The sequence below is a fragment of the Cytobacillus firmus DS1 genome, assembly GCF_000565285.1.
In the GTDB taxonomy this organism is placed as follows: domain Bacteria; phylum Bacillota; class Bacilli; order Bacillales; family Cytobacillaceae; genus Cytobacillus; species Cytobacillus firmus_A.
The window spans coordinates 1-21729 of record NZ_APVL01000027.1 but is presented as its reverse complement, the minus strand read 5'-3'; the positions used below and the strand labels follow the sequence as shown (position 1 = coordinate 21729).

The 21729-nt window shown below is 39.7% G+C and carries 36 protein-coding genes and 2 tRNA genes; 7 read left to right on the top strand and 31 right to left on the bottom strand.

All coding sequences use genetic code 11. The features are described 5' to 3' along the window. Positions 1–4: 4 nt before the first annotated feature. The 21 genes from PBF_RS26235 to PBF_RS21730 all read right to left on the bottom strand — a co-directional run bounded on the left by PBF_RS26235 (position 5) and on the right by PBF_RS21730 (position 8649). Positions 5–214, bottom strand: a complete 210-nt coding sequence (locus tag PBF_RS26235; protein WP_035332760.1) for a hypothetical protein — start codon at positions 212–214, stop codon at positions 5–7. 31 nt (positions 215–245) lie between these two features. Next, the gene (locus PBF_RS21815; protein WP_035332759.1) at positions 246–452 is read right to left on the bottom strand and encodes a hypothetical protein; all 207 of its coding nucleotides are present in this window, start codon (positions 450–452) and stop codon (positions 246–248) included. A 71-nt stretch (positions 453–523) separates the two neighbouring features. Then, positions 524–826, bottom strand: a complete 303-nt coding sequence (locus PBF_RS21810) for a hypothetical protein (protein WP_035332758.1) — start codon at positions 824–826, stop codon at positions 524–526. A 12-nt stretch (positions 827–838) separates the two neighbouring features. Beyond that, a complete protein-coding gene (locus tag PBF_RS21805; protein WP_035332757.1) occupies positions 839–1141 on the bottom strand; it encodes a hypothetical protein in 303 nt (100 codons plus the stop codon). 47 nt (positions 1142–1188) lie between these two features. Further along, positions 1189–1689: a rhomboid family intramembrane serine protease gene (locus PBF_RS21800; RefSeq protein WP_160169276.1), complete on the bottom strand. Its 501-nt coding sequence runs from the start codon at positions 1687–1689 to the stop codon at positions 1189–1191. A gap of 174 nt (positions 1690–1863) precedes the next feature. Beyond that, the gene (locus PBF_RS21795; RefSeq protein ID WP_035332756.1) at positions 1864–2073 is read right to left on the bottom strand and encodes a hypothetical protein; all 210 of its coding nucleotides are present in this window, start codon (positions 2071–2073) and stop codon (positions 1864–1866) included. 52 nt (positions 2074–2125) lie between these two features. Then, positions 2126–2644, bottom strand: a complete 519-nt coding sequence (locus PBF_RS21790) for a DUF5651 domain-containing protein (RefSeq protein ID WP_035332754.1) — start codon at positions 2642–2644, stop codon at positions 2126–2128. A gap of 29 nt (positions 2645–2673) precedes the next feature. Then, complete coding sequence (locus PBF_RS21785; protein ID WP_235192314.1) at positions 2674–2952, bottom strand: hypothetical protein; 279 nt, start codon at positions 2950–2952, stop codon at positions 2674–2676. Then, positions 2945–3916, bottom strand: coding sequence for a phosphoadenosine phosphosulfate reductase family protein (locus PBF_RS21780; RefSeq protein WP_035332753.1), 972 nt, complete (start codon positions 3914–3916; stop codon positions 2945–2947). The genes PBF_RS21785 and PBF_RS21780 overlap by 8 nt, the downstream gene beginning before the upstream one ends. A gap of 39 nt (positions 3917–3955) precedes the next feature. Then, complete coding sequence (locus PBF_RS26230) at positions 3956–4117, bottom strand: hypothetical protein (RefSeq protein WP_160169275.1); 162 nt, start codon at positions 4115–4117, stop codon at positions 3956–3958. 12 nt (positions 4118–4129) lie between these two features. Next, positions 4130–4420 carry a MazG nucleotide pyrophosphohydrolase domain-containing protein gene (locus PBF_RS21775; protein ID WP_035332752.1) on the bottom strand — a complete coding sequence of 97 codons (291 nt, stop codon included), beginning with the start codon at positions 4418–4420 and terminating at the stop codon, positions 4130–4132. A gap of 123 nt (positions 4421–4543) precedes the next feature. Further along, positions 4544–4753, bottom strand: a complete 210-nt coding sequence (locus tag PBF_RS21770) for an XtrA/YqaO family protein (RefSeq protein ID WP_035332751.1) — start codon at positions 4751–4753, stop codon at positions 4544–4546. A gap of 208 nt (positions 4754–4961) precedes the next feature. Then, the gene (locus tag PBF_RS21765; RefSeq protein ID WP_035332750.1) at positions 4962–5147 is read right to left on the bottom strand and encodes a Fur-regulated basic protein FbpA; all 186 of its coding nucleotides are present in this window, start codon (positions 5145–5147) and stop codon (positions 4962–4964) included. Then, positions 5147–6118: a DnaD domain-containing protein gene (locus PBF_RS21760; RefSeq protein WP_035332749.1), complete on the bottom strand. Its 972-nt coding sequence runs from the start codon at positions 6116–6118 to the stop codon at positions 5147–5149. The genes PBF_RS21765 and PBF_RS21760 overlap by 1 nt, the downstream gene beginning before the upstream one ends. After that, entirely contained in the window at positions 6115–6306 is a 192-nt protein-coding gene (locus PBF_RS21755; RefSeq protein ID WP_035332748.1) for a hypothetical protein, read from the bottom strand. The genes PBF_RS21760 and PBF_RS21755 overlap by 4 nt, the downstream gene beginning before the upstream one ends. 3 nt (positions 6307–6309) lie before the next feature. Further along, positions 6310–6480, bottom strand: coding sequence for a hypothetical protein (locus PBF_RS26590; RefSeq protein WP_200870081.1), 171 nt, complete (start codon positions 6478–6480; stop codon positions 6310–6312). Between the two features lie 25 nt (positions 6481–6505). Then, positions 6506–6856: a zinc-finger domain-containing protein gene (locus PBF_RS21750; RefSeq protein WP_035332747.1), complete on the bottom strand. Its 351-nt coding sequence runs from the start codon at positions 6854–6856 to the stop codon at positions 6506–6508. A gap of 190 nt (positions 6857–7046) precedes the next feature. Continuing rightward, positions 7047–7397 (bottom strand): hypothetical protein, encoded by a 351-nt coding sequence (locus PBF_RS21745; protein ID WP_035332746.1) that lies wholly within the window; start codon positions 7395–7397, stop codon positions 7047–7049. A gap of 106 nt (positions 7398–7503) precedes the next feature. After that, the gene (locus PBF_RS21740) at positions 7504–8016 is read right to left on the bottom strand and encodes a helix-turn-helix domain-containing protein (protein WP_035332745.1); all 513 of its coding nucleotides are present in this window, start codon (positions 8014–8016) and stop codon (positions 7504–7506) included. A 73-nt stretch (positions 8017–8089) separates the two neighbouring features. Continuing rightward, positions 8090–8407, bottom strand: coding sequence for a hypothetical protein (locus PBF_RS21735; protein ID WP_235192313.1), 318 nt, complete (start codon positions 8405–8407; stop codon positions 8090–8092). Positions 8408–8418: 11 nt separating this feature from the next. Further along, complete coding sequence (locus PBF_RS21730) at positions 8419–8649, bottom strand: helix-turn-helix transcriptional regulator (RefSeq protein WP_430515293.1); 231 nt, start codon at positions 8647–8649, stop codon at positions 8419–8421. A gap of 147 nt (positions 8650–8796) precedes the next feature. Between PBF_RS21730 and PBF_RS26885 the strand changes: the two genes are divergently transcribed. The 4 genes from PBF_RS26885 (at position 8797) to PBF_RS21705 (ending at position 11681) form a co-directional block, all read left to right on the top strand. After that, positions 8797–9408, top strand: a complete 612-nt coding sequence (locus tag PBF_RS26885) for a helix-turn-helix domain-containing protein (protein WP_235192311.1) — start codon at positions 8797–8799, stop codon at positions 9406–9408. Positions 9409–9494: 86 nt separating this feature from the next. Then, positions 9495–10100, top strand: a complete 606-nt coding sequence (locus tag PBF_RS25030; RefSeq protein ID WP_051488974.1) for an ImmA/IrrE family metallo-endopeptidase — start codon at positions 9495–9497, stop codon at positions 10098–10100. A 2-nt stretch (positions 10101–10102) separates the two neighbouring features. Next, positions 10103–10486, top strand: coding sequence for a hypothetical protein (locus PBF_RS21710; protein WP_035332743.1), 384 nt, complete (start codon positions 10103–10105; stop codon positions 10484–10486). A gap of 4 nt (positions 10487–10490) precedes the next feature. Then, positions 10491–11681 (top strand): site-specific integrase, encoded by a 1191-nt coding sequence (locus PBF_RS21705; RefSeq protein ID WP_035332742.1) that lies wholly within the window; start codon positions 10491–10493, stop codon positions 11679–11681. Between the two features lie 83 nt (positions 11682–11764). On the opposite strand, the gene groL is transcribed toward PBF_RS21705, so the two are convergent. Beyond that, a complete protein-coding gene (groL, locus tag PBF_RS21700; RefSeq protein ID WP_035332741.1) occupies positions 11765–13396 on the bottom strand; it encodes a chaperonin GroEL in 1632 nt (543 codons plus the stop codon). A gap of 61 nt (positions 13397–13457) precedes the next feature. Then, positions 13458–13742: a co-chaperone GroES gene (gene groES, locus PBF_RS21695; protein ID WP_009336289.1), complete on the bottom strand. Its 285-nt coding sequence runs from the start codon at positions 13740–13742 to the stop codon at positions 13458–13460. A gap of 314 nt (positions 13743–14056) precedes the next feature. On the opposite strand from groES, the gene PBF_RS21690 reads away from it, so the two are divergent. Further along, a complete protein-coding gene (locus PBF_RS21690; RefSeq protein WP_035332740.1) occupies positions 14057–14782 on the top strand; it encodes a CPBP family intramembrane glutamic endopeptidase in 726 nt (241 codons plus the stop codon). A gap of 43 nt (positions 14783–14825) precedes the next feature. Beyond that, positions 14826–15017: a YdiK family protein gene (locus PBF_RS21685; RefSeq protein ID WP_035332739.1), complete on the top strand. Its 192-nt coding sequence runs from the start codon at positions 14826–14828 to the stop codon at positions 15015–15017. Between the two features lie 23 nt (positions 15018–15040). Here the strand turns inward: PBF_RS21685 and PBF_RS21680 are convergent, their stop codons facing one another. Both PBF_RS21680 and moaC read right to left on the bottom strand, forming a co-directional pair. Beyond that, complete coding sequence (locus tag PBF_RS21680; protein ID WP_035332738.1) at positions 15041–15685, bottom strand: redox-sensing transcriptional repressor Rex; 645 nt, start codon at positions 15683–15685, stop codon at positions 15041–15043. Positions 15686–15712: 27 nt separating this feature from the next. Next, positions 15713–16195, bottom strand: a complete 483-nt coding sequence (gene moaC / locus PBF_RS21675) for a cyclic pyranopterin monophosphate synthase MoaC (protein ID WP_035332737.1) — start codon at positions 16193–16195, stop codon at positions 15713–15715. Positions 16196–16385: 190 nt separating this feature from the next. Here moaC and PBF_RS21670 point away from each other — a divergent pair, with 190 nt between their 5' ends. Then, positions 16386–18311 carry an ABC-F family ATP-binding cassette domain-containing protein gene (locus PBF_RS21670; RefSeq protein ID WP_035332736.1) on the top strand — a complete coding sequence of 642 codons (1926 nt, stop codon included), beginning with the start codon at positions 16386–16388 and terminating at the stop codon, positions 18309–18311. A gap of 224 nt (positions 18312–18535) precedes the next feature. On the opposite strand, the gene tsaD is transcribed toward PBF_RS21670, so the two are convergent. The 6 genes from tsaD to PBF_RS21640 all read right to left on the bottom strand — a co-directional run bounded on the left by tsaD (position 18536) and on the right by PBF_RS21640 (position 21649). After that, entirely contained in the window at positions 18536–19564 is a 1029-nt protein-coding gene (gene tsaD, locus PBF_RS21665) for a tRNA (adenosine(37)-N6)-threonylcarbamoyltransferase complex transferase subunit TsaD (RefSeq protein ID WP_035332735.1), read from the bottom strand. Next, the gene (rimI, locus tag PBF_RS21660) at positions 19564–20013 is read right to left on the bottom strand and encodes a ribosomal protein S18-alanine N-acetyltransferase (RefSeq protein ID WP_035332733.1); all 450 of its coding nucleotides are present in this window, start codon (positions 20011–20013) and stop codon (positions 19564–19566) included. The genes tsaD and rimI overlap by 1 nt, the downstream gene beginning before the upstream one ends. Before the next feature lie 16 nt (positions 20014–20029). Then, complete coding sequence (gene tsaB / locus PBF_RS21655; RefSeq protein WP_035332732.1) at positions 20030–20734, bottom strand: tRNA (adenosine(37)-N6)-threonylcarbamoyltransferase complex dimerization subunit type 1 TsaB; 705 nt, start codon at positions 20732–20734, stop codon at positions 20030–20032. After that, positions 20731–21186, bottom strand: coding sequence for a tRNA (adenosine(37)-N6)-threonylcarbamoyltransferase complex ATPase subunit type 1 TsaE (tsaE, locus tag PBF_RS21650; RefSeq protein WP_035332731.1), 456 nt, complete (start codon positions 21184–21186; stop codon positions 20731–20733). Before tsaE ends, tsaB begins: the two co-directional genes overlap by 4 nt. A gap of 309 nt (positions 21187–21495) precedes the next feature. After that, positions 21496–21572, bottom strand: a tRNA-Asp gene (locus tag PBF_RS21645). Between the two features lie 3 nt (positions 21573–21575). Then, positions 21576–21649 (bottom strand) — tRNA-Met (locus PBF_RS21640). Between the last annotated feature and the right edge of the window lie 80 nt (positions 21650–21729).

Here is a 21729-nt window from a genome sequence, read left to right as displayed (position 1 = left end):
GTCTTTAACCGATATACCAACCGTAGGAGCAAATACCGCAAGCTATCATTTTTCCGTCTGGTGTCCCCTTTTCCTCCAATTCAATATCGCAGTTAGGACACCACTCTTTAACACATTCACACGGTTCAAGGTCGTTATCGTCTATCCCCCTATTGAAAGTGCCTATAAGACCGTAACCTTTACAAACCTTGCAATTCTTATCTCCGACTAACATTTCTATACCACTCCTTATTGCACACTTTGTGTCACTGATACGGTGGTAATTTTAAGGCTCTTTTTGCTATTGATTCAGTTTGTTCCCATGTGACTGTTTCATCTTCAACAAATCTTAAAAGAGCATTACTTAATCGCTCGTTTTCTTTCCTCAATTTAAGGATTTCTTCTCCTCTTGTATCAAAGTATTCTTGATAACGTTCAAGTTTTTTTGCCATTTCTTCAAGGTCTTTTTTCATTGTTTTATCATCCTTTCGTTAGTGAACAATATATGTCTACTACGATTCACCTTCTATCTTTTGTTTCTTTGCTATTCATAAGATCTTTTAACTAATGCGTATCCCCAAATATCGGTTTGCTTCTTGGATTCACTTAAATACTGTTCGGCATTGTCATATTCTGCTACTGACAGAACTGCAGAACCTACACTTGTCCAGGTAGACTTGCTGATGTGCTTATATTTCACATTGTCAACTTGTGCTTTATTTTTGATTTCTGTGCTGATAATAGACACTGTGCCATCCCCTTCTTTAATCATTACAAAGGCGATTTTGCATGGGAATTTGTAATTTTGCCGAACTGCTTCAAGCCATTTTTCATCACCCATTTTCATGAGTTTCCCCTCCTATTCATCTAATTTTTCTATTTTCACGTTCACTTTGCCAGTGCCATTGAATTCGAAGCTTATTTTACCTTTCTCCTTACTATCTTCTGTAGGTTCAGGCAACGAATTGACAAGATCTACAAGGGATAATATCTTTTGTACCTGGTTGTAATCTTCCAGTGTAAGTAATGGCGCCCCGCAATCCGGACAAGGTGCATCTATATAAGATTCATATTGCTCTAACGTTATAGAATCATCTTTATAATCACATGTAGGGCTGTCACACTTTAACCCGCCAATATGGGCAGTAATTCCGTTTTCCATTCAGGTTCCTCCTAATAAACTAATCTTACCAACCCGTTCTCTTTGTACTATTCCTTCACTAACTTGTCACTTATGCTTTCTATTGTGGTGAATATACCAAAAGCAATACCGGTTAGTAGTCCTCCTATATGTCCAGGAATACTGATATTAGACATAAACAATGGCAAACATAAAGAACTGATTAATACTATGATGATATACTTCTTTGAATCTTTATCTAGATATGAATCTTTTCTCAATCCAGTTGCTAAATAAAATCCTAAAAATCCAAAGATTGATCCGCTTGCACCGACTGTTGATGTAGAAAAATCAAAAAAATAAACTGCTATATAACTTCCTATTCCAAATAACACATAGTAAAAACTAAATTTGGTTTTCCCTAAAAGTCTTTCTAAAAAAGGAGCTAAAAGCAGTATCGCGACGACGTTAAACAATAAATGTGAAATACCATTATGCAAAAAAGTTGCCGTGATGAATCTAAACCATTCCCCTTGATTCACTAGGTTTCCTAAGAAACTTCCTATCGCTATTAATCCATCGTTCTTCATGACAAAAAACACTCCGATGATGTACATTACTATGTTTATTGCTGTAATCAACGATGTAATAGGGTATTTAAATATGAACTCCCTGAAAGACTCATTTCTGATGAAGAACTCCAACTATATCCCCTCTTCTTACTTCGCATTTTGTGCCTGTTATTTATCGGAATACGACAAAGATCACCTAAGATACTCTTCAAATTCCTTTTTGGTTTTACCAGTTATCTCTCGGTATGCTGAATCCAATGTTACGGTGTCGGAGTACAAGGTAACATCATTAAATTTAGCAACAGCCAACTTCCCTTTTTCTCGATAACTCAATAATTCATTAACAACATGTTCTACAGTGCTTCCTGGTAAGAACTCCACTTGCTCATACCTTTTATCCATTCTCAGTTCCTCCTTTAATTTGGTGAACTATATGTGTCTGAGTTGCCACAAATCATTTTTCCAAGCTGTATGCATATTTACAGTTGTTGCAATCAAACCCGCTTTCCGGGATAAAGTTATCTTCAAACACCTGATGAAGCTCACAAGTATTCCAATCTGCAGTGCAGCCATTACATTTAACTTGCATAATTTGTTCACACCAATTATTAAATTGGTCTCTTGGCACAGCTGCATTGACAAAACGATCAGCAATATCTCTTTGAACTTGTTTTAATGTGTAGTCGTCCACTAGTTTAAAATCATAGTTTGATATTTTTTTCTTAATAACATCCTGTTCCTTAGGACCCAAACGCTCATAAACGGATGACAGATACTTTCTCAGATAAGTTTCAGCCGTTTTTAAACTTCGGTGCTCATCCTTAGACATGTTTCCCCTTGCTGACCAATCTTCCAGCATACTTGTTAATTTCGGCCCATTTACTCCTGAATTCCTCAGCCCATCTATCATCTGGACAATGGATTGAAGAACCATAAACTGATTACGCTCATTTGCATTTAGATAGTCCCTCATATTGGCCCCCTCCTACCCGGTAAACTTATTTACTCTTTTGTTTCCCTCCAACCCCGGCCATCCAGCCACCGTTCAATACTTGCTACAAAGATATCTAATCCACCCGATATACCTTTTTTATCAATGTGAAGGGCATAACCAGAGAAGTCTGGCCCCTGATAATGACAAACGCCTTTGTGCTTGTTATGTTTCTGAATCAGCAGCCGTTCTTTTCCTCGGATAAACTCCATCTCCTCGCCCTGTTTTAAATCTATTATTTGATCTTCCAGGGCGAAGGAGAATAAATCTAATTGTTTGATATTACTCATTGGCTTCGTACTCCACAAAACATCCGCAGCCGCCAATATCCCAAATGTCACATTGGATTGGCTGTTTCTCCAACTCTTCCAGTGACAATGTTTTCATGAAGGTATATGCCTTGTTGATTGGTTGTCCCTTATTATCCTCCCCCAGCAGGCGCCTCTTCGATTTCAAATAATCTGTATTGCTAAGGATATTTATTATCTTCTCGGACTTCCTGCCAGAGCTTACAAACTCCCATACATCCTTATACATGTGATCTGGAAGCTTACCGGATTTAATTGCAGGCTGCTTGCAGTAACGAATGTATTCACTAATGATGATCTCTTGCTCCATTAATTCAATGAATGTCTTTTCATCCTTCATGAGAAGGTTTTTGAAATGACCCTGCCCAGCTTTAACGCACCTACCCTTGCAGTTGTTATGAGAGAATTGCATATCATACATTCTCGGCTGCCGGATGCCGTATTTAGCAAGAATCGCATCGTTATCGATGATGTTTTCAATCAGTGGCATTTCAACTTCAAATGGCTTCCAATTTGCTCGTATCGGCCCTTCTCGATGCATTTCCTCAAATCCAATTCCAAAGTAAAGGGTCGCACCTGTTATAAAATCCTCCGCCTTTAAGAAGTGCTTGTTATGCCATTTTTCAACATCGGGAACGATGCCTTTCTTTAGATACTTGGACGAAACTTTCATTTTAAGTTCCTTGCTGCAGGTGCCAACCCGATTGTTAGCCATAAACTTTTGCTGGACCATCAACTGTGCCGGCGTAATCCCTCTGCTATGGATCAGCATGGGCAATTCTAATTTATCGCTAGCTTCATAGATGAACCTGTAAAGGTCTTCATCTTCCCAAAGAGTGTCCGTAAAATATAAAACTATGTTGTCATCTGGGAAATGAGTTTTGACATAATCGGCAGCAGAGAAACTACTTTTGCCACCAGAAAAGAAAATGATGTGATTTTGCATGCTGCCGACCTCCTAAGGAAACTTAATACAAATTTTGTATTACTTTTCTATTACTGCATATCCCAGTATTAGCAGAGATTGAACAATGCCGTGCTCTTCATCAGGGCTGCGTGCCTTTTTTAGCAAAGATATAAATCTTTCTTGTTGGCTTTTGGTTAACTTGGTTAATGGACCATCTTTTAGAAATACCTCTAAACGCAAATCGATGCCCCCTTAGTAAGCCTTGCCTCCGTGCTTATAAGACCTTCCTTTGTTCCGTTCCATTTTTGAAATGACTGCCTTTTCCAAATCTATATCCTTAGCACCACAAAGATCAAAAACCCGGATAAGAATATCAGCTAATTCTTCAGCAAAGTTTTCATGGTCACCCCTGCGATCTGCTTCTAAAGCTTCACTGACTTCGCTATGGATGAGAGCCAATAATGTTCCTGTTTCCCTTGATTCATCATGCCAACCCTTGGATTTTGCGGTTTCATAAGCATTCTTGCAAAGTGTATTTATCATTAAGTTTTCACCCGATCATTTTTATTTTTATGTTCTGGAAGAATACCTTCTCCCAGAACACTTTTGTACCTCTGGATATCTAAAATTGGTACTGTTATTGAGATATAGTAGAGTTATAAAATATTAAAAAAGTTTCTCAGATTCTCTAAAATGGATTCGCCTTGCTTCGCCATTTACAGTTTCCACAATAGTTTCACCATGATGTACAGCTTCAAAAGAGCTTACGACACCTTTTTGTCCATCCAATACAATAATTTTTATCTTCCCGGATTCTAATTTTTGCTCAATGGACATATTATCAATATTGACATGAAGTTCATTAACTCTTTTCACATCTAACACCCCTTTGTGTGCTATAATTAAGGTGTTATTAACGAATCTTTGCCGGGCTGATTTCCTGGCTTTTTTTTATGTCTGACGTGTTCTCCTCTTCCTGAAAGAGGCTGTGTAGTCCCTTGCATTCTAAAGAGCAGTATAAAACCTCATCTGAAACAACGAGAAAAACTCTCCCACAGCAGGAACACTGACTAATATTACTCATTTAGTTCACCTGTTTAATCTCAAATTGTGGTGCTGCTTGGCATTTATAATCAATATGCAACCTTTCCAGTTCTGCCAACGGAAGTTCATATAACTGCCGGCCATCATGGGTTTTGATGAATCCCGCTTTAATTAATCTGCTAATAAGATGACTCTTTCGACGATCAACAGCCTTCTTTAACTCCATCACGGCTCCTCCTTTAATTTCTTTAATTTTTCCTTCAACTCAACCCTTTTACGGGTCAGATCTTCCTGCTTGTTCGACACTTCTTGCCCTGCCATTTGCCTTAGCATTTCATCCAGTTCAGCTTTGTCAGCAGCAAGTTCGGCAGGTGTAATTGTCTTATTTGGCGGGTTAGTCTGCTGATCTTCATAAAACCAATCCGGTAGCTTCTCTTGCCTAATTGGTCTTCCGGTACCTTTTCTTGGCTGATTAGCTTGCTTGGCTTTCTTTTCCTTGTATTCAAGGATGAGCGCATGTGCTTGAGATACAGTTTTTATATTTTTCTCAGACCAGCTGATTAAAATCTTCTCAACATAACTCCAGCTTTTCGCTCCACGTTCAACAGCTATTTTCATAGCCTCTAATACAAGTTCATCTGACAGATCATCGCACCATGTTGAAATTTTCTGGGATATGTATCCTCCGATTGTTCCGAATCCATTTTCCTCAAAGAAACGAAATGGATTTTCACCGGTAGCAGATGCACCTTCATCTTCTTCTTTTTTCTTTGTAGTATTCTCTGTAGTAATCTCTGGTAATGGTCTGTTCAAGTTGGACAGTTCGTCTGTCCAATCTGAACACTCCGACTGCTCATTTTGAACAGATGGACTGCTCATACCCTGAAGCATTTCATAATTAATTCGATACCACTTTGTTTTATCGATTTTTAATTTGTTATACTTTCCGATAATCAACAGATTCAGATTTTCAAGTTTTGTAATAATTCTTCTAATCGTACTTACCGACCAAAAGGGAAATTGCTCACTCCAGTCCTCATAAGTGTTATAGACCCATTTATGATTGTCCCGGATATTGTTGCTGTCCTTTAGCCAGTAATGCAGCTGTTGCAAAAAGATTGATTCGTTCAGCCCAATCTTTGTTGCTAAAGAAGGCAAAACTAATATTGGACTTTCATCTAACAAGAGTTTGCTCATGAACATTCACCTTCTTCCATCCTCATACATTCAGCAAAACCATTTTTAACAAAAAGCAATTTATAGCCTGGATAGCGAGTTAAATATTTCCGTGCTTCCTCAAAAAAAATATCTTCAGAAACATGGTTCTCTTTTTCCAACAGCCATAAAGGCAGCAAGACCTTAGATTCGTTTTTTAGTACACTCATTATCTAGTGCTCAATGAAAATATGAATTTTTTGATCAGTAAGCTCTGGCCGTTCTTCCAAGATATCTTCTGCCACGCTTTTACATTCAGATACACTCATAGCGTGGATTAAAGCGGTATGAACTGTAGAGAAGCCACCATCGCATTCAACTGTAAAATCAACTGAAAATAACATAACTTGTCCACCTGCCGCATAATTATTAACTAACACGTTTTCTCTTCGCTTTTATTCGATGAATTTTTCCTGAAACATGCTTAGGATCTCTATTCAATCTCATAGCAAGATGATTAACGTTGAAATATGGTAAATGGTTTATTAAGTAGTTAACCTCATCCTGTTCCCATTTTCCCTTTTTGACAGAAACCTCTTCATTTGGATGGATATCTCCAACTAATGTTGCAGTCAAGTTCCTTAACTGCTCACCTATTGGGCAATCATTTAAACACTGCCTATGATTCTCATATCCGTTTTTAAATTCACAACCACTGCAATGACGATCCAATAAATCATTTAATTCCAGACGGATTTTACGCTTTTCCTCGCGTGACATTCTAACTATCCTCCTTTCAAAATTATTGGTGCGCACCGTCACAACCGGGAGCATGGCATATTTGGTAGATACGCTGCTCATTAAAAAGGATGAAGGGAGGGAGAGTTCTCCCGGTTGTGACGGCAAGCCCAATACTCTTGCCGCAATTCTTAAAGAATGCTATTCTATATTTAACTGAATTGGTTTTTCCCTAGGCAGTAAGTGTTCCAGCACTTGCTGTCTTTTCTTTTTTTACGCTCGGTCCATTTGTACGCTGAAAGTTAATTCGAATTCGCTCCATCTCCATAGCCATAGAACGATAGTTGCCAGCTTCATCAAATAGTCGAATACCAGCTAGCCTTTTTCCGAAAGAATTCAAAGCCTGCGAAACATACATCATTTCCATTCCGTCCAGCTCAACACTATGATCCATCTTTAAAATTTTGCTGTAAGCGATATCAAACAGCCTTTTCCCCATGCCGTTTAACCCTTGACGGTGAACTTCCATTGAAGTTAAAATCATATCTTTTTGTGTGCCTGGAATATGTAGTAATTGCTTCATAAATTATTTCTTCCCTTCTGATGTGAAATCGCCAATAATAATGCCCATAATTAGAACAAATGCAGTGCATAAGTAGTAAATAAATGCTTCTTCCAAGTTAATCCTCCTAAAGTTTGTATTTTCTGGCCTTTAGACTGACCTGCCATTTTTGAAATAAGGACTTCATGGAAAATCCATGTGTTTTGCTTAGGGATGCCACCATATTTATCATGGATGCAGCAGCATCTAGATTTTCTAACAGTGCTTTTTCAAGTTGTGTCATTTCCTCATGGGTATAAGCACTTGCTGGCTTACCCCAATTTAAATGGTCAAGATGGTCCATGGCTTCAGCTGTTTCCTTTGTAACCAGGTAGACCATACTGGCCGGATGCTGATCAATGTGATCTCCGTTAAAATAAGGGATACTAACTAACCCCGTTGTTTCTCCCCATGTTTCAAAATAAAATTCCGGATCGTCAATTTGCTGTGTGACAGTGGGATACATATCTCTTGGTAGTTTTCTTGTTCCGGTCTCATATTTTGCAATTGATTCGCGTGAATAACTGACCTCTTGGCTAAGATCCAGCTGAGTTATCCCCTGCCTTTTCCTAGCCGCGGCCATCGCTTCTCCAATTGCCATTACTCTCACCCCTTATTTTTTGTACCAATAGTAAGCTATTAAAGTGACAAAGTTTATTAGTAAAATAAAATTATTAAATCGCCTGCTGAGTATAATAATTTGTGTTATTGCTAACCCAGGTTGAATTTTCATTTATCCAAGCTAGCACTTGATCCCTTGGATATCGGGCTTGGATGTTTTTTAATTTAGGAAAGTTAGGTCTCGCAACTAACTTATTTACAGTAGGTTTTTCAATTTGGAACATCTGGACTAAGTGATCTTTTGTTAGGACTTCAGGAAAATTGAACTTTCTTTTTGCATCTTCTACTCCTTGTTCATATGCTTTTTGAAAAAGAAGATTTAGTCTTTCCCCAAGGAGTTTGGACTCTAATTCTGAAAAAGTTATATCCACTGTTCTACCTCCTATTTTATGTGTGTTTTTCGCACATCGATTTCAAAAAAAATATCTTCAATACTTTTCTTTAATGCATCGGATATTTTTTTAGCAACTTCAAGTGAGGGGGTGTGTTTACCTTTTTCAATATTTGACAGGTAAGCCCTGGATATTTTAGCTTCTAAAGCAAGTTGTTCTTGTGTTAATCCAGCTTGTTTTCTAGCATTAACAAGTCTAGTTCTAATAGGCAATTTATTCACCACTTCCTGTTCGTTTTTCGCACCTTATATTTTATATAATAAGTGCGTTTTCAGAACATGTCAATATAAACGTTAGAAAAACGCACTGTTTTTTTTACGCACATGTTTTGTTAAAATAAAGGTATATGGTGTGGATAGAGGGGTATAATGATGTTTGCTAAAAGATTAAGAGAATTGAGAGAAAAGAAAAACCTGTCCCAAGAAGCACTGGCAGAAAAATTGGGAATTCCACGTTCTACAATTACTCACTATGAAAACGATACTGATCGTTTGCCCAGAAGGGCTAGACTAGATGAAATTGCAAGCTTTTTTAATGTAACAACTGATTATCTTTTAGGGAGATCGGATGTGACCACATTAGAAAATACATTAATTAGTACTTCGGATGAAGATCCAGAACTTCGTAAGGCCATTGGAATGAGAATCCGGGGTTTAAGGGAAAAACGAAATCTCACTCAAATAGCCTTAGCAGATAAATTAGGTATGCCTCATCAAAATTTATCAAATTACGAACGAGGTTTTAGGCAACCTGATTACGAAACATTAATAGCAATTTCTGATTTCTTTAATGTTTCTACAGATTTTTTATTAAAAGGCAAAGATTTATCCCCTGAGGTAAATCGTGCACTTAATGACCCAAACACCCAAATAGCTGCTCGGGACGGAAACATCACCGATGAAGAAGCAGTAGAGTTATTGGAGTGGCTATTGGAGAGAGAGAAGGGTCGTAAGCCTGGAGACAAGCAGAAGAGAAAATAAATAATAGCTTTATTTAAGCCCTTTTTCGGGCTTTTCATTTACAAACTATACAGAACATACGTTTCGTTACATAGGGGGAAGCTTTAGTGCAATATCAATTAACACCTTTAGAAAAAAATATTCAAGAATTATACAACTTCCTTGAAATTGATTCTCCAAAGGATATTGATATGGAGTATATTGCTGACAAATTAGATATTTGGATACATTACTGGGATCGTGAAAGTAAAATGCATTGTGCTAACGGTTTATATAGCATTATCCTAGATAAACGCAAATCAAAGGTGGAACAATGGTTAGATTTTGCCCATGAGTTAGGACATGTAGTAAGCCATGTGGGAAATCAAAATAAAATGTATTACCTTTTTAAAAAACTACAGGAACGCCAAGCGCATAACTTTATGTATCATTTTTGCGTTCCGACTTTCATGCTTCTTAATTACCAATTAAATGAATTTGCGAATATTGAAGACGGTGTATATTTTATCAGTGAAACTTTTAATGTTAATGAAGAATTCGCAAGAGTACGTCTATGTCACTTTAGGAATCAATTGTTGTTGGCTAAGTCTGATGCTGAACATAGGGCTTACATGGAATCTCGATATTCTAAAGCTAGCCCATATTCTAAGGAAACACTGGATGTTCTTGATAAATTGAATTATTTAATTGCAAAAAGGAAAGGAGCAATATAATAATGCCTCAACAACGTATCTATTATGATTATATTGACGGTAAACTAATGCCCTATATCTATGTTCTTACATTTCAAAATGGTGAAATCAACTGGGACAACCAAGTATATGAATATGAAGCAATTAAGCCCTTTAAGCACGAGGACATTTACGACTTTGATTCTTCGATATTAACCAGTTCCATATTTTTTTCGGACTTTATATTCAATAACAATAACCCGCAGCATTTTAAGTTAAATCTAACAAGCATTAAGTCAAGGTTAGAACGTGATTACATAGATCCTTATGTTATCAAGCAATTCGTTTTAGGAACTTTTGAACTCCAAGAATTACTGCAGTTGCTTCCAAAAGAAAGATCAATGAAATTATTCTTGGAGGTTATTTAATAATATGGCTTCTTTCCAAAAATATAAAACTAAACAGGGCGATAAATGGATGTTTATTATAGAAAACGGCATTGACCCCCAGACTGGAAATCGACGCCGAATTGTTAGAAGAGGTTTCAATAAACAAAAGGAAGCGAAGGACGCAGCTAAAGAACTTGAATACCAACTTGGCATCCGCAGGCTTGAAAGTGGAGGCGATATTACATTTGAAGATATGGCTGAAGAGTGGTTATCGGTGTATGGTGTCACAGATAGAAAGATTAGTACAATTAGAGTTAGACAACATGAAATTTGCCATCTAAATAAGTATTTTGCCAAATATAAAATTAATGATATTACAAAAAAAATGTACCAAAATGCTCTTACAAACCTTAAAAGTAAAGATAAGTTAGCTCATAATACTATTTCTGGAATTCATGGCACTGCAAGAATGATATTCAAGAGGGCAATGGAACAAGATTTAATTTTCTATGATCCAACACAGTATGCATTTATTCCGAAAGACAAGAAAACTGTTGAAGACATTGAAAATACAAAAGTAGAGGATAAATATTTAGAAAAACACGAACTAAAATTGTTTTTGGATAAAGCAAAGGAAATAAATGAAGAGACTTATATTATGCTTTTTACCTTAGCGTGGACAGGCCTTAGAGCAGGAGAACTTGTTGCGCTCAAATGGAAGGATATTGACTTTAATGAACAAACGATAAATATCACCAAAACATATTATAATCCTAAAAATAATACAAAAAATTTTCATTTGTTGCCGCCAAAAACAGCAGGTTCTATTAGAAAAATTATTGTTGAAGATGAAGTAATTCGACTACTTCAAAAACAACAGATAAGAGTTAAGCAAGCAAAACTTCAACTCGGCAAGGATTACTTTGACGGTGATTTTGTTTTTGCGAGAATGAATGGTCCATACTATGGTTATCCACACTTTATTAAGACTGTGGAAAACCGCATGGCAAGAGTTTTACAGGAGCTACCTATGATTACTAAACATCTAACTCCTCACTCTTTGCGACACACTCATACATCCCTGCTTGCTGAAGCTGGCGTGGAACTTCTGCAGATCATGGATCGCTTAGGACATACTGATGATGATACAACTACTCAGGTGTATTTGCATATTACAAAAGATCGAAAAAAAGAGGCATCCCAGAAGTTCGGAGAACTCATGAGAAACCTCTAATTTTTATTTATGGCATCAAACGGGCATCAAAAATAGTAATTTCACCTTAAAAACCTTGATAAATCAGGGTTTTTTCTTTTAAACTACATCATGCCGCCCATTCCACCCATACCGCCCATATCAGGCATTGCAGGGCCAGCATTTTCTTCTGGCTTGTCAGCAACTACTGCTTCAGTAGTTAAGAACATAGCCGCAACAGATCCAGCGTTTTGAAGAGCTGAACGAGTTACTTTCGTTGGGTCAACGATACCAGCTTCGATCATGTTTACCCACTCGCCAGTAGCAGCGTTGAAGCCTGTTCCAACTTCTTCGCGCTTTAAGCGGTCAACAATAACTGAACCTTCAAGGCCAGCATTGTGAGCAATTGTGCGTACAGGCTCTTCCATCGCACGAAGTACGATGTTGATACCTGTAGCTTCATCGCCTTCAGCCTGGATAGAAGCCACTTTGTTGTATACGTTTAGAAGGGCAACACCACCACCGGAAACGATTCCTTCTTCTACAGCTGCACGTGTAGAGTTAAGGGCGTCTTCGATGCGAAGCTTGCGCTCTTTCAATTCAGTTTCAGTTGCAGCACCAACTTTAACCACTGCCACACCGCCAGCTAGCTTAGCAAGGCGCTCTTGTAACTTTTCGCGGTCAAATTCAGAAGTTGTTTCTTCCATTTGAGTGCGGATCTGGTTCACACGGCCGCCGATTTGCGCGCTATCTCCAGCACCTTCAACGATCGTCGTGTTTTCTTTTGTAACAACTACTTTAGAAGCGCGTCCTAAAGAGTCGATTGTAGCAGATTTAAGGTCACGGCCTAACTCTTCAGTGATTACTTCACCGCCAGTCAGGATCGCGATATCTTCAAGCATAGCTTTACGGCGGTCACCGAAGCCAGGAGCTTTAACCGCTACTGCATTGAATGTTCCGCGAAGCTTATTCACTACTAATGTAGCAAGTGCTTCACCTTCAACATCTTCAGCTACAAGCAATAAAGGCTTGCCCTGCTGTACAACCTGCTCAAGTACAGGAAGGATTTCCTGAATGCTTGTGATCTTCTTATCAGTGATTAAGATATAAGGGTTTTCAAGAACCGCTTCCATCTTATCAGAATCTGTAACCATGTATGGAGAAGCGTATCCGCGGTCGAACTGCATACCTTCTACCACATCAAGCTCAGTTGTGAATCCTTTAGATTCTTCGATTGTGATAACACCATCGTTGCCAACGCGCTCCATTGCTTCAGCGATCAGCTGGCCAACTTCATTGTCAGCAGCAGAAATAGCAGCAACCTGTGCGATGGATTCTTTATTTTCGATAGGTTTTGAAATAGCTTTTAACTCTTCCACAGCAGTAGAAACCGCTTTTTCAATTCCTTTGCGGATACCCATTGGGTTAGCGCCTGCCGTTACGTTCTTAAGGCCTTCACGGATCATTGCCTGAGCAAGAACTGTTGCAGTTGTTGTACCGTCACCTGCAACATCGTTTGTTTTGCTTGCTACTTCAGCAACAAGCTTCGCACCCATGTTTTCGAAAGCATCTTCAAGTTCGATTTCCTTTGCAATTGTCACACCATCATTAGTGATTAATGGAGAACCGAATTTCTTCTCAAGAACCACGTTGCGTCCTTTAGGTCCAAGAGTTACTTTTACCGCATTTGCAAGGGAATCTACACCGCGAAGCATCGCGCGGCGGGCTTCTTCACTAAATTTAATCTCTTTAGCCATTGATAAAAACCTCCTCAAAAATTTTAGCTTTATCTTTTAATAATCTTCGTCTGATCAGCGATTAGCCAATTACAGCAAGAATGTCATTTTCACGTAAAATTAAATATTCTTTGCCTTCGTACTTCACTTCAGTACCAGCATATTTTGAGAAGATGATACGGTCGCCGTCAGCAACTTCAAGGGCAACACGCTCACCATTTTCAAGAACGCGGCCAGTTCCCACAGCTACAACTTTGCCTTCTTGAGGCTTCTCTTTAGCAGTGTCCGGCAGTACGATGCCGCTTGCAGTTTTTTCTTCAGTTTCAACAAGCTCGATAATGATTCGATCACCTAGTGGCTTTAACAAGTGAAACAACCTCCTCAAATAATATGTAAATATTTTATTTATTAGCACTCTCTCTGTTTGAGTGCTAACACAATTATTATATTAATGAATCTCAATTCTATTTGCAAGGGTGAAGCTTAAATTTTTTATAAAAAAATTCATCCGCGCCTATAACCTATATTTCGACAAAGACAACCTCTTAAGTATGCTGCAAAAACACTCATTTTAACCATATTAAGTCTCTCCTTGGTGCTGATATTTGAAACCCGCTCCTTATAAAGAGTACAATAACTTTAGGACTTGTTTCCAACACTCAGATTAAGGAGTAAAACATTTTGAAGAAGGAATACTGGATTATTTTAATCGCCTATATTGCCATGCAGCTTTCAAGCTTGTTTGGCGTTCCGCTCGTTTTATTAGCTGCCGATGCCCTGGGACAGAATCCCGAAAATATGCAGATTCTTGCTGTGGCCTACTGGCTCGTGATCAGTTTCACGATTACGCTGATCATTACGCTTCTATTACTAAGGAAAGAAATGAAACGGGGACTGGATAGAGATGCCTCTTCCGCAGCCGGCTCAATTGGCTGGGCTGTTGGAGGCATATTTTTGGCCCTGATCGCTCAAGCTACTGCTGCAAGCATTGAAAATATGATTGGCATTGAAATGGGATCTGAAAATACGCAGCAGATTATCCGGATTATTGAAGCATCGCCAATCGTCATTTTAATAAGTTCGGTCATCGGGCCTATCCTTGAGGAGATTGTCTTTAGGAAAATTATTTTTGGATCTCTTCACAAGCGCTTCAACTTCTTCCTGTCGGCCCTGATCAGCTCGGTCATTTTTGCACTTGCCCATTTTGAGCCGGAACATGTATTGCTATACTCGGCAATGGGATTCACCTTTGCCTTCTTATATGTCAAGACAAAGCGGATCATCGTGCCGATTTTTGCCCATGTGGCAATGAACACCTTTGTAGCGGTTGTCCAGCTGAATCAGGACAATATACAAAAGTGGTTAAAGGAAATGGAGAACATGCAGAGCTTTATCAGCTTTTTCTAGCTGGAGAAATGTTGGGAAGTTTTAAACGTACTGGGGGATTTTCATGAGAAGCACACCTTTGTTTTCAGGCTTTATTTACATCCTTCTCGGATGCCTTTTCACCTTTATAGCCATCCAGAATACCCAGCGGGAAGCAACCTGGGGATTCTTTACTTATTTTCTAATCTTAATTGCCACATTTGATTTTGCCACCGGTCTCCGGATGGTTGGTCAGCATTTTAAAATGAAAAAATGAGCCCGCAAAAGGCTCATTTTTTTTTACACTTCTTCAGGATAATTTTTCAGAAAATAAACCAATGACTGCAATTCCACTGCCAGATCGATATGGTGAATCCGAATCGAGGACGGCACAGTGAGCCTCGCAGGTGTAAAGTTAAGGATACCTTTTATTTTCGCATTAACCATCCGATCGGTAATCGTCTGGGCAGGCGGTGCAGGAACCGTTAGAATCGCCACCTGAATATTATTTTCAACAATAACTTCTTCAAGGTCATCCATATGATGGACCGGCACATCACCGATTTTCGTGCCAACCTTACTCTCATCCACATCAAATGCCACTTCTATTTTCGTATTATTATTTTTAAGAAAATTATAGTTAAGAAAGGCTGTTCCTAAATTCCCTACCCCGACCAAAGCGACTTTGGTAAGCTCGTCCTGGTCAAGAGTCTTCCGAAAGAAGCCCAGCAGGTAGTTCACATTATATCCATATCCCTTTTTCCCTAACGCACCAAAGTACGAAAAGTCACGGCGAATCGTTGCAGAGTCTACTTTAACCGCCTCACTCAATTCTGCTGATGAGACTCTTTGTTTGCCGGAGGAATGAAGGTTTTTTAGGAAGCGGTAATATAAAGGCAGCCGTTTAGCTGTTGCCTGCGGTATCTTAATTGGTTCATTGGCCATTCGTCCATCCCCTTTTCTTATGATGAATTAATTTCGTTTAAAATCTCCGTTTTTTCCGCCTGTTTTCTCTATTAAAAAGGTTGGCCCAATTATCATTCCTTTATCTACAGCCTTGCACATATCATAAACGGTCAGCGCACAGACAGAAGCAGCTGTTAACGCTTCCATTTCCACACCCGTATTTCCTTTTGTTTTAACAGAAGCCGTAATAATAAGGACGTACTCTTCCTCTTCTGCTTTCCATGAAAATGAAATGTCTACACCCTTTAGCGGCAGCGGATGGCACATCGGAATAATGTCCCATGTTTTCTTGCTCGCCATAATGCCTGCCGTTTGTGCAACAGCGAGTACATCCCCTTTTTTCATCGAGTTGGATGTGATCTTCTCGTAAATCTCCTGATTCACCGTAATGCTTGACTGAGCGATGGCTGTCCTTGCCGTCTCAGGCTTATCGCTTACATCCACCATTTTTGCCCTGCCCTCTTGATTAAAATGAGTAAAATCCGCCATTTAAAAACACCTCTCTTCAAAATCATACACTATTTTTCCGTTACTTTGTACGTGCTTGTAAGGTTCTTCACATATTTATTTACCTTTAGTTATGATTTAATGCCCTTCAGCAGGGCTTATAGTCCTGTCTCCTTTATTGCCGAACATATATGAATGAGTTACACTTACTCTATACCCGAGGTGAAAGAACATGATACTATTACAAGTCAATCAGCTGGCAAAAAATTTTGGTGCTGATCCCATTTTAACGAATATAAAGCTAGAAGTACAAACCAGGGACCGGATTGCCCTTGTAGGGCGCAATGGTGCAGGAAAATCCACCCTTTTAAAAATAATTGCCGGACACATGACATATGATGCCGGTGAGATTATAAAACCAAAGGAAGTAACAATTGGCTATCTTGCACAAAATACCGGTCTGGAATCGGAGTTATCCATCTGGGAGGAAATGCTGACTGTTTTCAGACATCTGCAGAATCAGGAAAAACAGCTCCGCAGCCTTGAAGAACAAATGGCAGATCCTGATGTCCTAAATAATTCAGATGCCTATGAGCGTATTTTAAAAGATTACGACAAACTTCAGGTTGATTTCAAAGAAAGTGGCGGCTATCAATATGAAGCAGATATCCGTTCCATTCTCCACGGACTCAACTTCAGCTCATTGGGCTATGATACCAAAATATCATCATTGAGCGGCGGACAGCGGACAAGGTTGGCCCTAGGTAAACTGCTGCTCACAAAGCCTGATATTTTAATCCTGGATGAGCCTACCAACCACCTTGATATTGAAACATTATCGTGGCTCGAACAATATCTGCAGAGCTACAGCGGTGCCATTCTAATCGTATCACATGACCGGTACTTTCTTGATAAGGTCGTTTCCCAGGTTTACGAAATTTCCCGCCACCAAATAAGAAAATACCCAGGAAACTACAGTTCCTATTTGGATCAAAAAGCAGCTAATTTTGAAAAAGAAATGAAGCAATTCGAGAAACAGCAGGAAGAAATCTCTAAGCTGCAGGACTTTATCCAGCGAAACCTCGCCCGGGCCTCCACAACCAAAAGGGCACAAAGCCGCAGAAAGCAGCTGGCCAGAATGGACGTGATGGACAGGCCGCTTGGAGACGAGAAATCAGCTTCATTTGGGTTTGACATCGAGCGGCAGTCAGGCAATGAGGTTTTAAATATACACTCTTTAGCTATAGGCTACAAAGAGAAAGTGAGCGAGAATATTTCACTGCGGCTGGCAAGAGGCGACAGCATTGCACTTGTAGGGCCAAATGGAATCGGCAAGTCCACATTGCTCAAAACCATCATCAAAAAAATCCCTTCTTTTTCAGGGGAGATTCAGTATGGCTCCAATGTGACAATTGGCTACTATGACCAGGAACAGGCAGAGCTCACAAGCAACAAAAGAGTACTGAACGAATTATGGGATGAATACCCGCTGAAACCGGAAAAAGAAATCAGGACCATACTTGGGAACTTTCTCTTCTCCGGTGATGATGTACTTAAAACCGTTTCAACACTGAGCGGCGGTGAAAAGGCACGGCTTGCGCTTGCAAAGCTTATGATGCAGAAAGCCAATTTCTTAATCCTTGACGAGCCTACAAACCATTTGGATCTCGACAGCAAGGAAATTCTTGAAAATGCATTGATCGATTATCCCGGGACCATTCTCTTCGTCTCTCATGACCGCTATTTTATCAACAGGATTACAACAAAAGTAGTTGAACTTTCTGGAAGCGGAGCAGCTGAATATCTTGGCGATTACGATTATTATGTAGAAAAAAAGCAGGAACAAAAGGAATTGCTTGCACTTAATGAGCAGGACGCATCCTCCGATTCACAGCCTGTAAAGCAGGAAAAAAATAATTACCAGCTGGATAAAGAGGCCAAAAAGCTCGAACGCCAGAGAAAAAGAAGAATGGAAGAAATCGAAGAACAAATAGAAACATTAGAAACAGTAATAGATGCTAATGATCAGCTTCTCTGTGATCCGAATGTTTATCAGGACCATGAAAAAGTGATGGAAATAACGAATGAAACGGATGAAGCAAAAGCAAAGCTGGAAGAATTGATGGAAGAATGGACGCTTTTAGCTGAAGAGGTTTAAAGGAATATTCATAACTTTTAGACTGGTAGAATAGTCACTGCCAGTCTTTTTTATTATCCACAGAGATAATCACAAGAAAAACGCAGTTATATATACTCTCCACAGACTTTTCCACATTATCCACAATTAAAGCTGATTTTATCCACATTACCAACATGAAATTCTGAAACAAATGATTTTATCCACAGAAAAAGTCCCCTAAGCTGTCGGGGACTTTTTCCTAATTATTTATCATTGTGGATAGTAATGTCCAAACCGGGATTTGCATTTAAATCAAGACCGGCGAATTGTCCTTTTTCAAACAGCACACTTCCTGCTGCCGCTATCATCGCTGCATTATCTGTGCATAAAGATAATGGCGGAATAATAAGCTTTATGTCGGCTTTATTTCCAAACTTCTTTTCTAAAGAAGCCCGAAGACCTTTATTCGCCGCAACTCCGCCTGCGAGCAGCAGCTGCTTCACCTGATATTCTTTAACGGCTCTTTCTGTTTTCGTTAACAGGACATCAATGACACTATCCTGGAAGCTTGCAGCCAGATCTTCCGGCACTATCGTCTCGCCACGCTGTTCAGCATTGTGGACAGTGTTGATAACGGCTGATTTTAAGCCGCTGAAGCTAAAATCGTATGAACCTTCTTCCAGCCAGGCTCTCGGCAGCTGAATAGTTGGATTCCCTTCATGAGCGAGTCTGTCAATGTGAGGACCGCCCGGATAAGGCAGATTTAAGGTCCGGGCAACTTTATCATATGCCTCTCCTGCAGCATCATCCCTTGTCTCGCCAATTACTTCGAAATGGCCATGCTCCTTCATATAGACCAGTTCAGTATGTCCACCAGAGACTACCAGGGAAAGTAACGGAAAATCCATTTCTTCCACCAGTCTGTTTGCATAAATATGGCCAGCAATATGATGCACGCCTACCAGCGGGATGCCATGAGCAAATGCAACGGCTTTTGCGGCATTAACCCCGATCAGAAGCGCGCCTACAAGGCCAGGCCCTTCCGTCACAGCAATTGCTGAAAGATCAGAATATGTGATGCCTGCCTTATATAATGCTTCTTCAAGCACGATCGTTATCTGTTCAACATGATGACGGGAAGCTATTTCCGGAACTACCCCGCCAAAACGTTTATGGCTTTCGATTTGGGATGCAACGATATTGGCTGCAATTTCACGTCCATTCTTAATGATGGCTACCGCAGTTTCGTCACAGCTGGTTTCAATCCCCATGATCCATTGGTCTTTTTTCATTATAAATTCACCCACATTACTAAAGCATCTTCTTGATTATCAGTGTAGTAGTTCTTCCTGATGGCTCCGTTTTGAAAACCAAGCTTTCGGTATAAGGACTGAGCTGTGAAGTTGGATACCCTTACTTCCAGAGTCATTGTGATGGCTCCCATTTCAGACGCAAGCTCCATTAGCTGCCGCATCAAAGCTTCTCCAAGTTTTCTCCCACGGTATTCAGGGAGCAGCGCAACATTTGTGATATGAGCCTCATCCACGACTATCCATGCTCCACAGTATCCTATTACTTTATTTTCTTCTTCTAAAACAACATACAAAGCAAACTGGTTATGTGTTAATTCGTTAAAAAAGGCCTCCCTGCTCCAGGGTGTTGTAAAGGATTTGTGTTCGATTTCTAAAACATCATCAATATCCTCTTCATTCATCAAACGGAAAGTTAAGGATTTATTCATACGTCCGCTTCCTCATCTATAACTTTTTTTCCTTGTTTGCTTTTATCCAATTAGCTTCAGCTTCCGCAATCCTAATGTAATTAGGTACAAAAGAATGGACATCCTCACCCTCGCGGTCCCTTCCTAATAAAGCAAGTTCGGCCGGCCTGGGATTATGCTCCGCAGGTGAAGCGAACACTGCCCGCTCTTTAATGCGTTCTGTAAATATATCTTTATGTAAGGGCAAATCATTCCCAATGAAAAGAACGTTTTCCTGCTGTTCTGAAAGCATGGCTGCCCAATCTTTTGAAAGCAGAAGCTGGTCTTTTATCAGCGAAACTAACTGTCCTTCCCTATATTGATACAGGCCGGTATATATTTGCCCTCTCCTTGCATCAAACAAAGGTGATATGACGCCATTAAAGTATCTGCCAGCCGAGGCCGCATATACTTCAAGGCTGGATACCCCCACCAGCGGCTTATTTAAAGTCCATGCCAGTGTTTTTGCAATCGTTACCCCAATACGCACTCCTGTATACGAACCAGGCCCTTTCGCAACAACAATTTTATCTAATTCAGCAGGCTTAACACCGCAGTCTTTCATTAAAGTATCAATAGCCGGCATAACTCGGACAGAATGATTCTTTTTTACATTTGTAATATACTCGCCTATAACCTGATCACCATCCAGAAGAGCTACTCCCAGAGGGTAATTGGATGTATCAATGGCTAAAACCTTCATGACATAATCTCCTTACACAATTCCTCATATCTTTTTCCCCGGGGTTCCAGGACAAGCCTTCTTGAGTCATGATTATCAAGATATAAATAAATAGTTAATAACTCTTCAGGAAGCTGTTCTTTAACAAGATGAGCCCATTCTACAACTGTGACCCCATTGCCATCAAAATATTCATCAAACCCCAAATCCTCAAAGGAATCTTCAACTCTATAAACATCCATATGATAAAGAGGCAATCTTCCATGGTATTCTTTAATAATCGTAAAAGTAGGGCTATTTACATTTCGGGTTATATTAAGCCCTTTGGCCAGCCCCTTGGTGAATGTCGTTTTTCCTGCACCCAAATCTCCTTCCAGAGCAAGGACATCTCCCGGCTGAAGCAGGCTGCCGAGCTTCTCCGAAAACCCCATCGTATCCTCTGGCTTCTTTGAGATAAACTCAAACTGACTCATATGTTTCAACACCTTTTATGGTCTAATCTAAAAATGAAAAGTAAAAGCACAAACGCCTTACCACTCACACCACCCCGAGGCAGTTGGCGATAGGGCTGACAGTTCTTGAAATTCAAAGATCTGAATTCTGAGATTACAAAAAAACCTTAGGATAAATCCTAAGGAGAATAGTCTATATGTAGTTTACCTTATTTTGCAGCAATGGGCAAAGTAAGCTATTTTCAATATTAATACATATACACTTAGGTTAAAAAAAAGGCATAAAAAAAGACGAAACTAAGTTTCGTTTTACTTTTTAGAACAATAAAATGGCGGTCCGGACGGGACTCGAACCCGCGACCTCCTGCGTGACAGGCAGGCATTCTAACCAACTGAACTACCGGACCAGATTGCGGGGGCAGGATTTGAACCTGCGACCTTCGGGTTATGAGCCCGACGAGCTACCGGACTGCTCCACCCCGCGATAATATTATTCTTGTGATTTTGTATCACAAATTTGTTTCGCCCGGCAGCGTCCTACTCTCACAGGGGGACAGCCCCCAA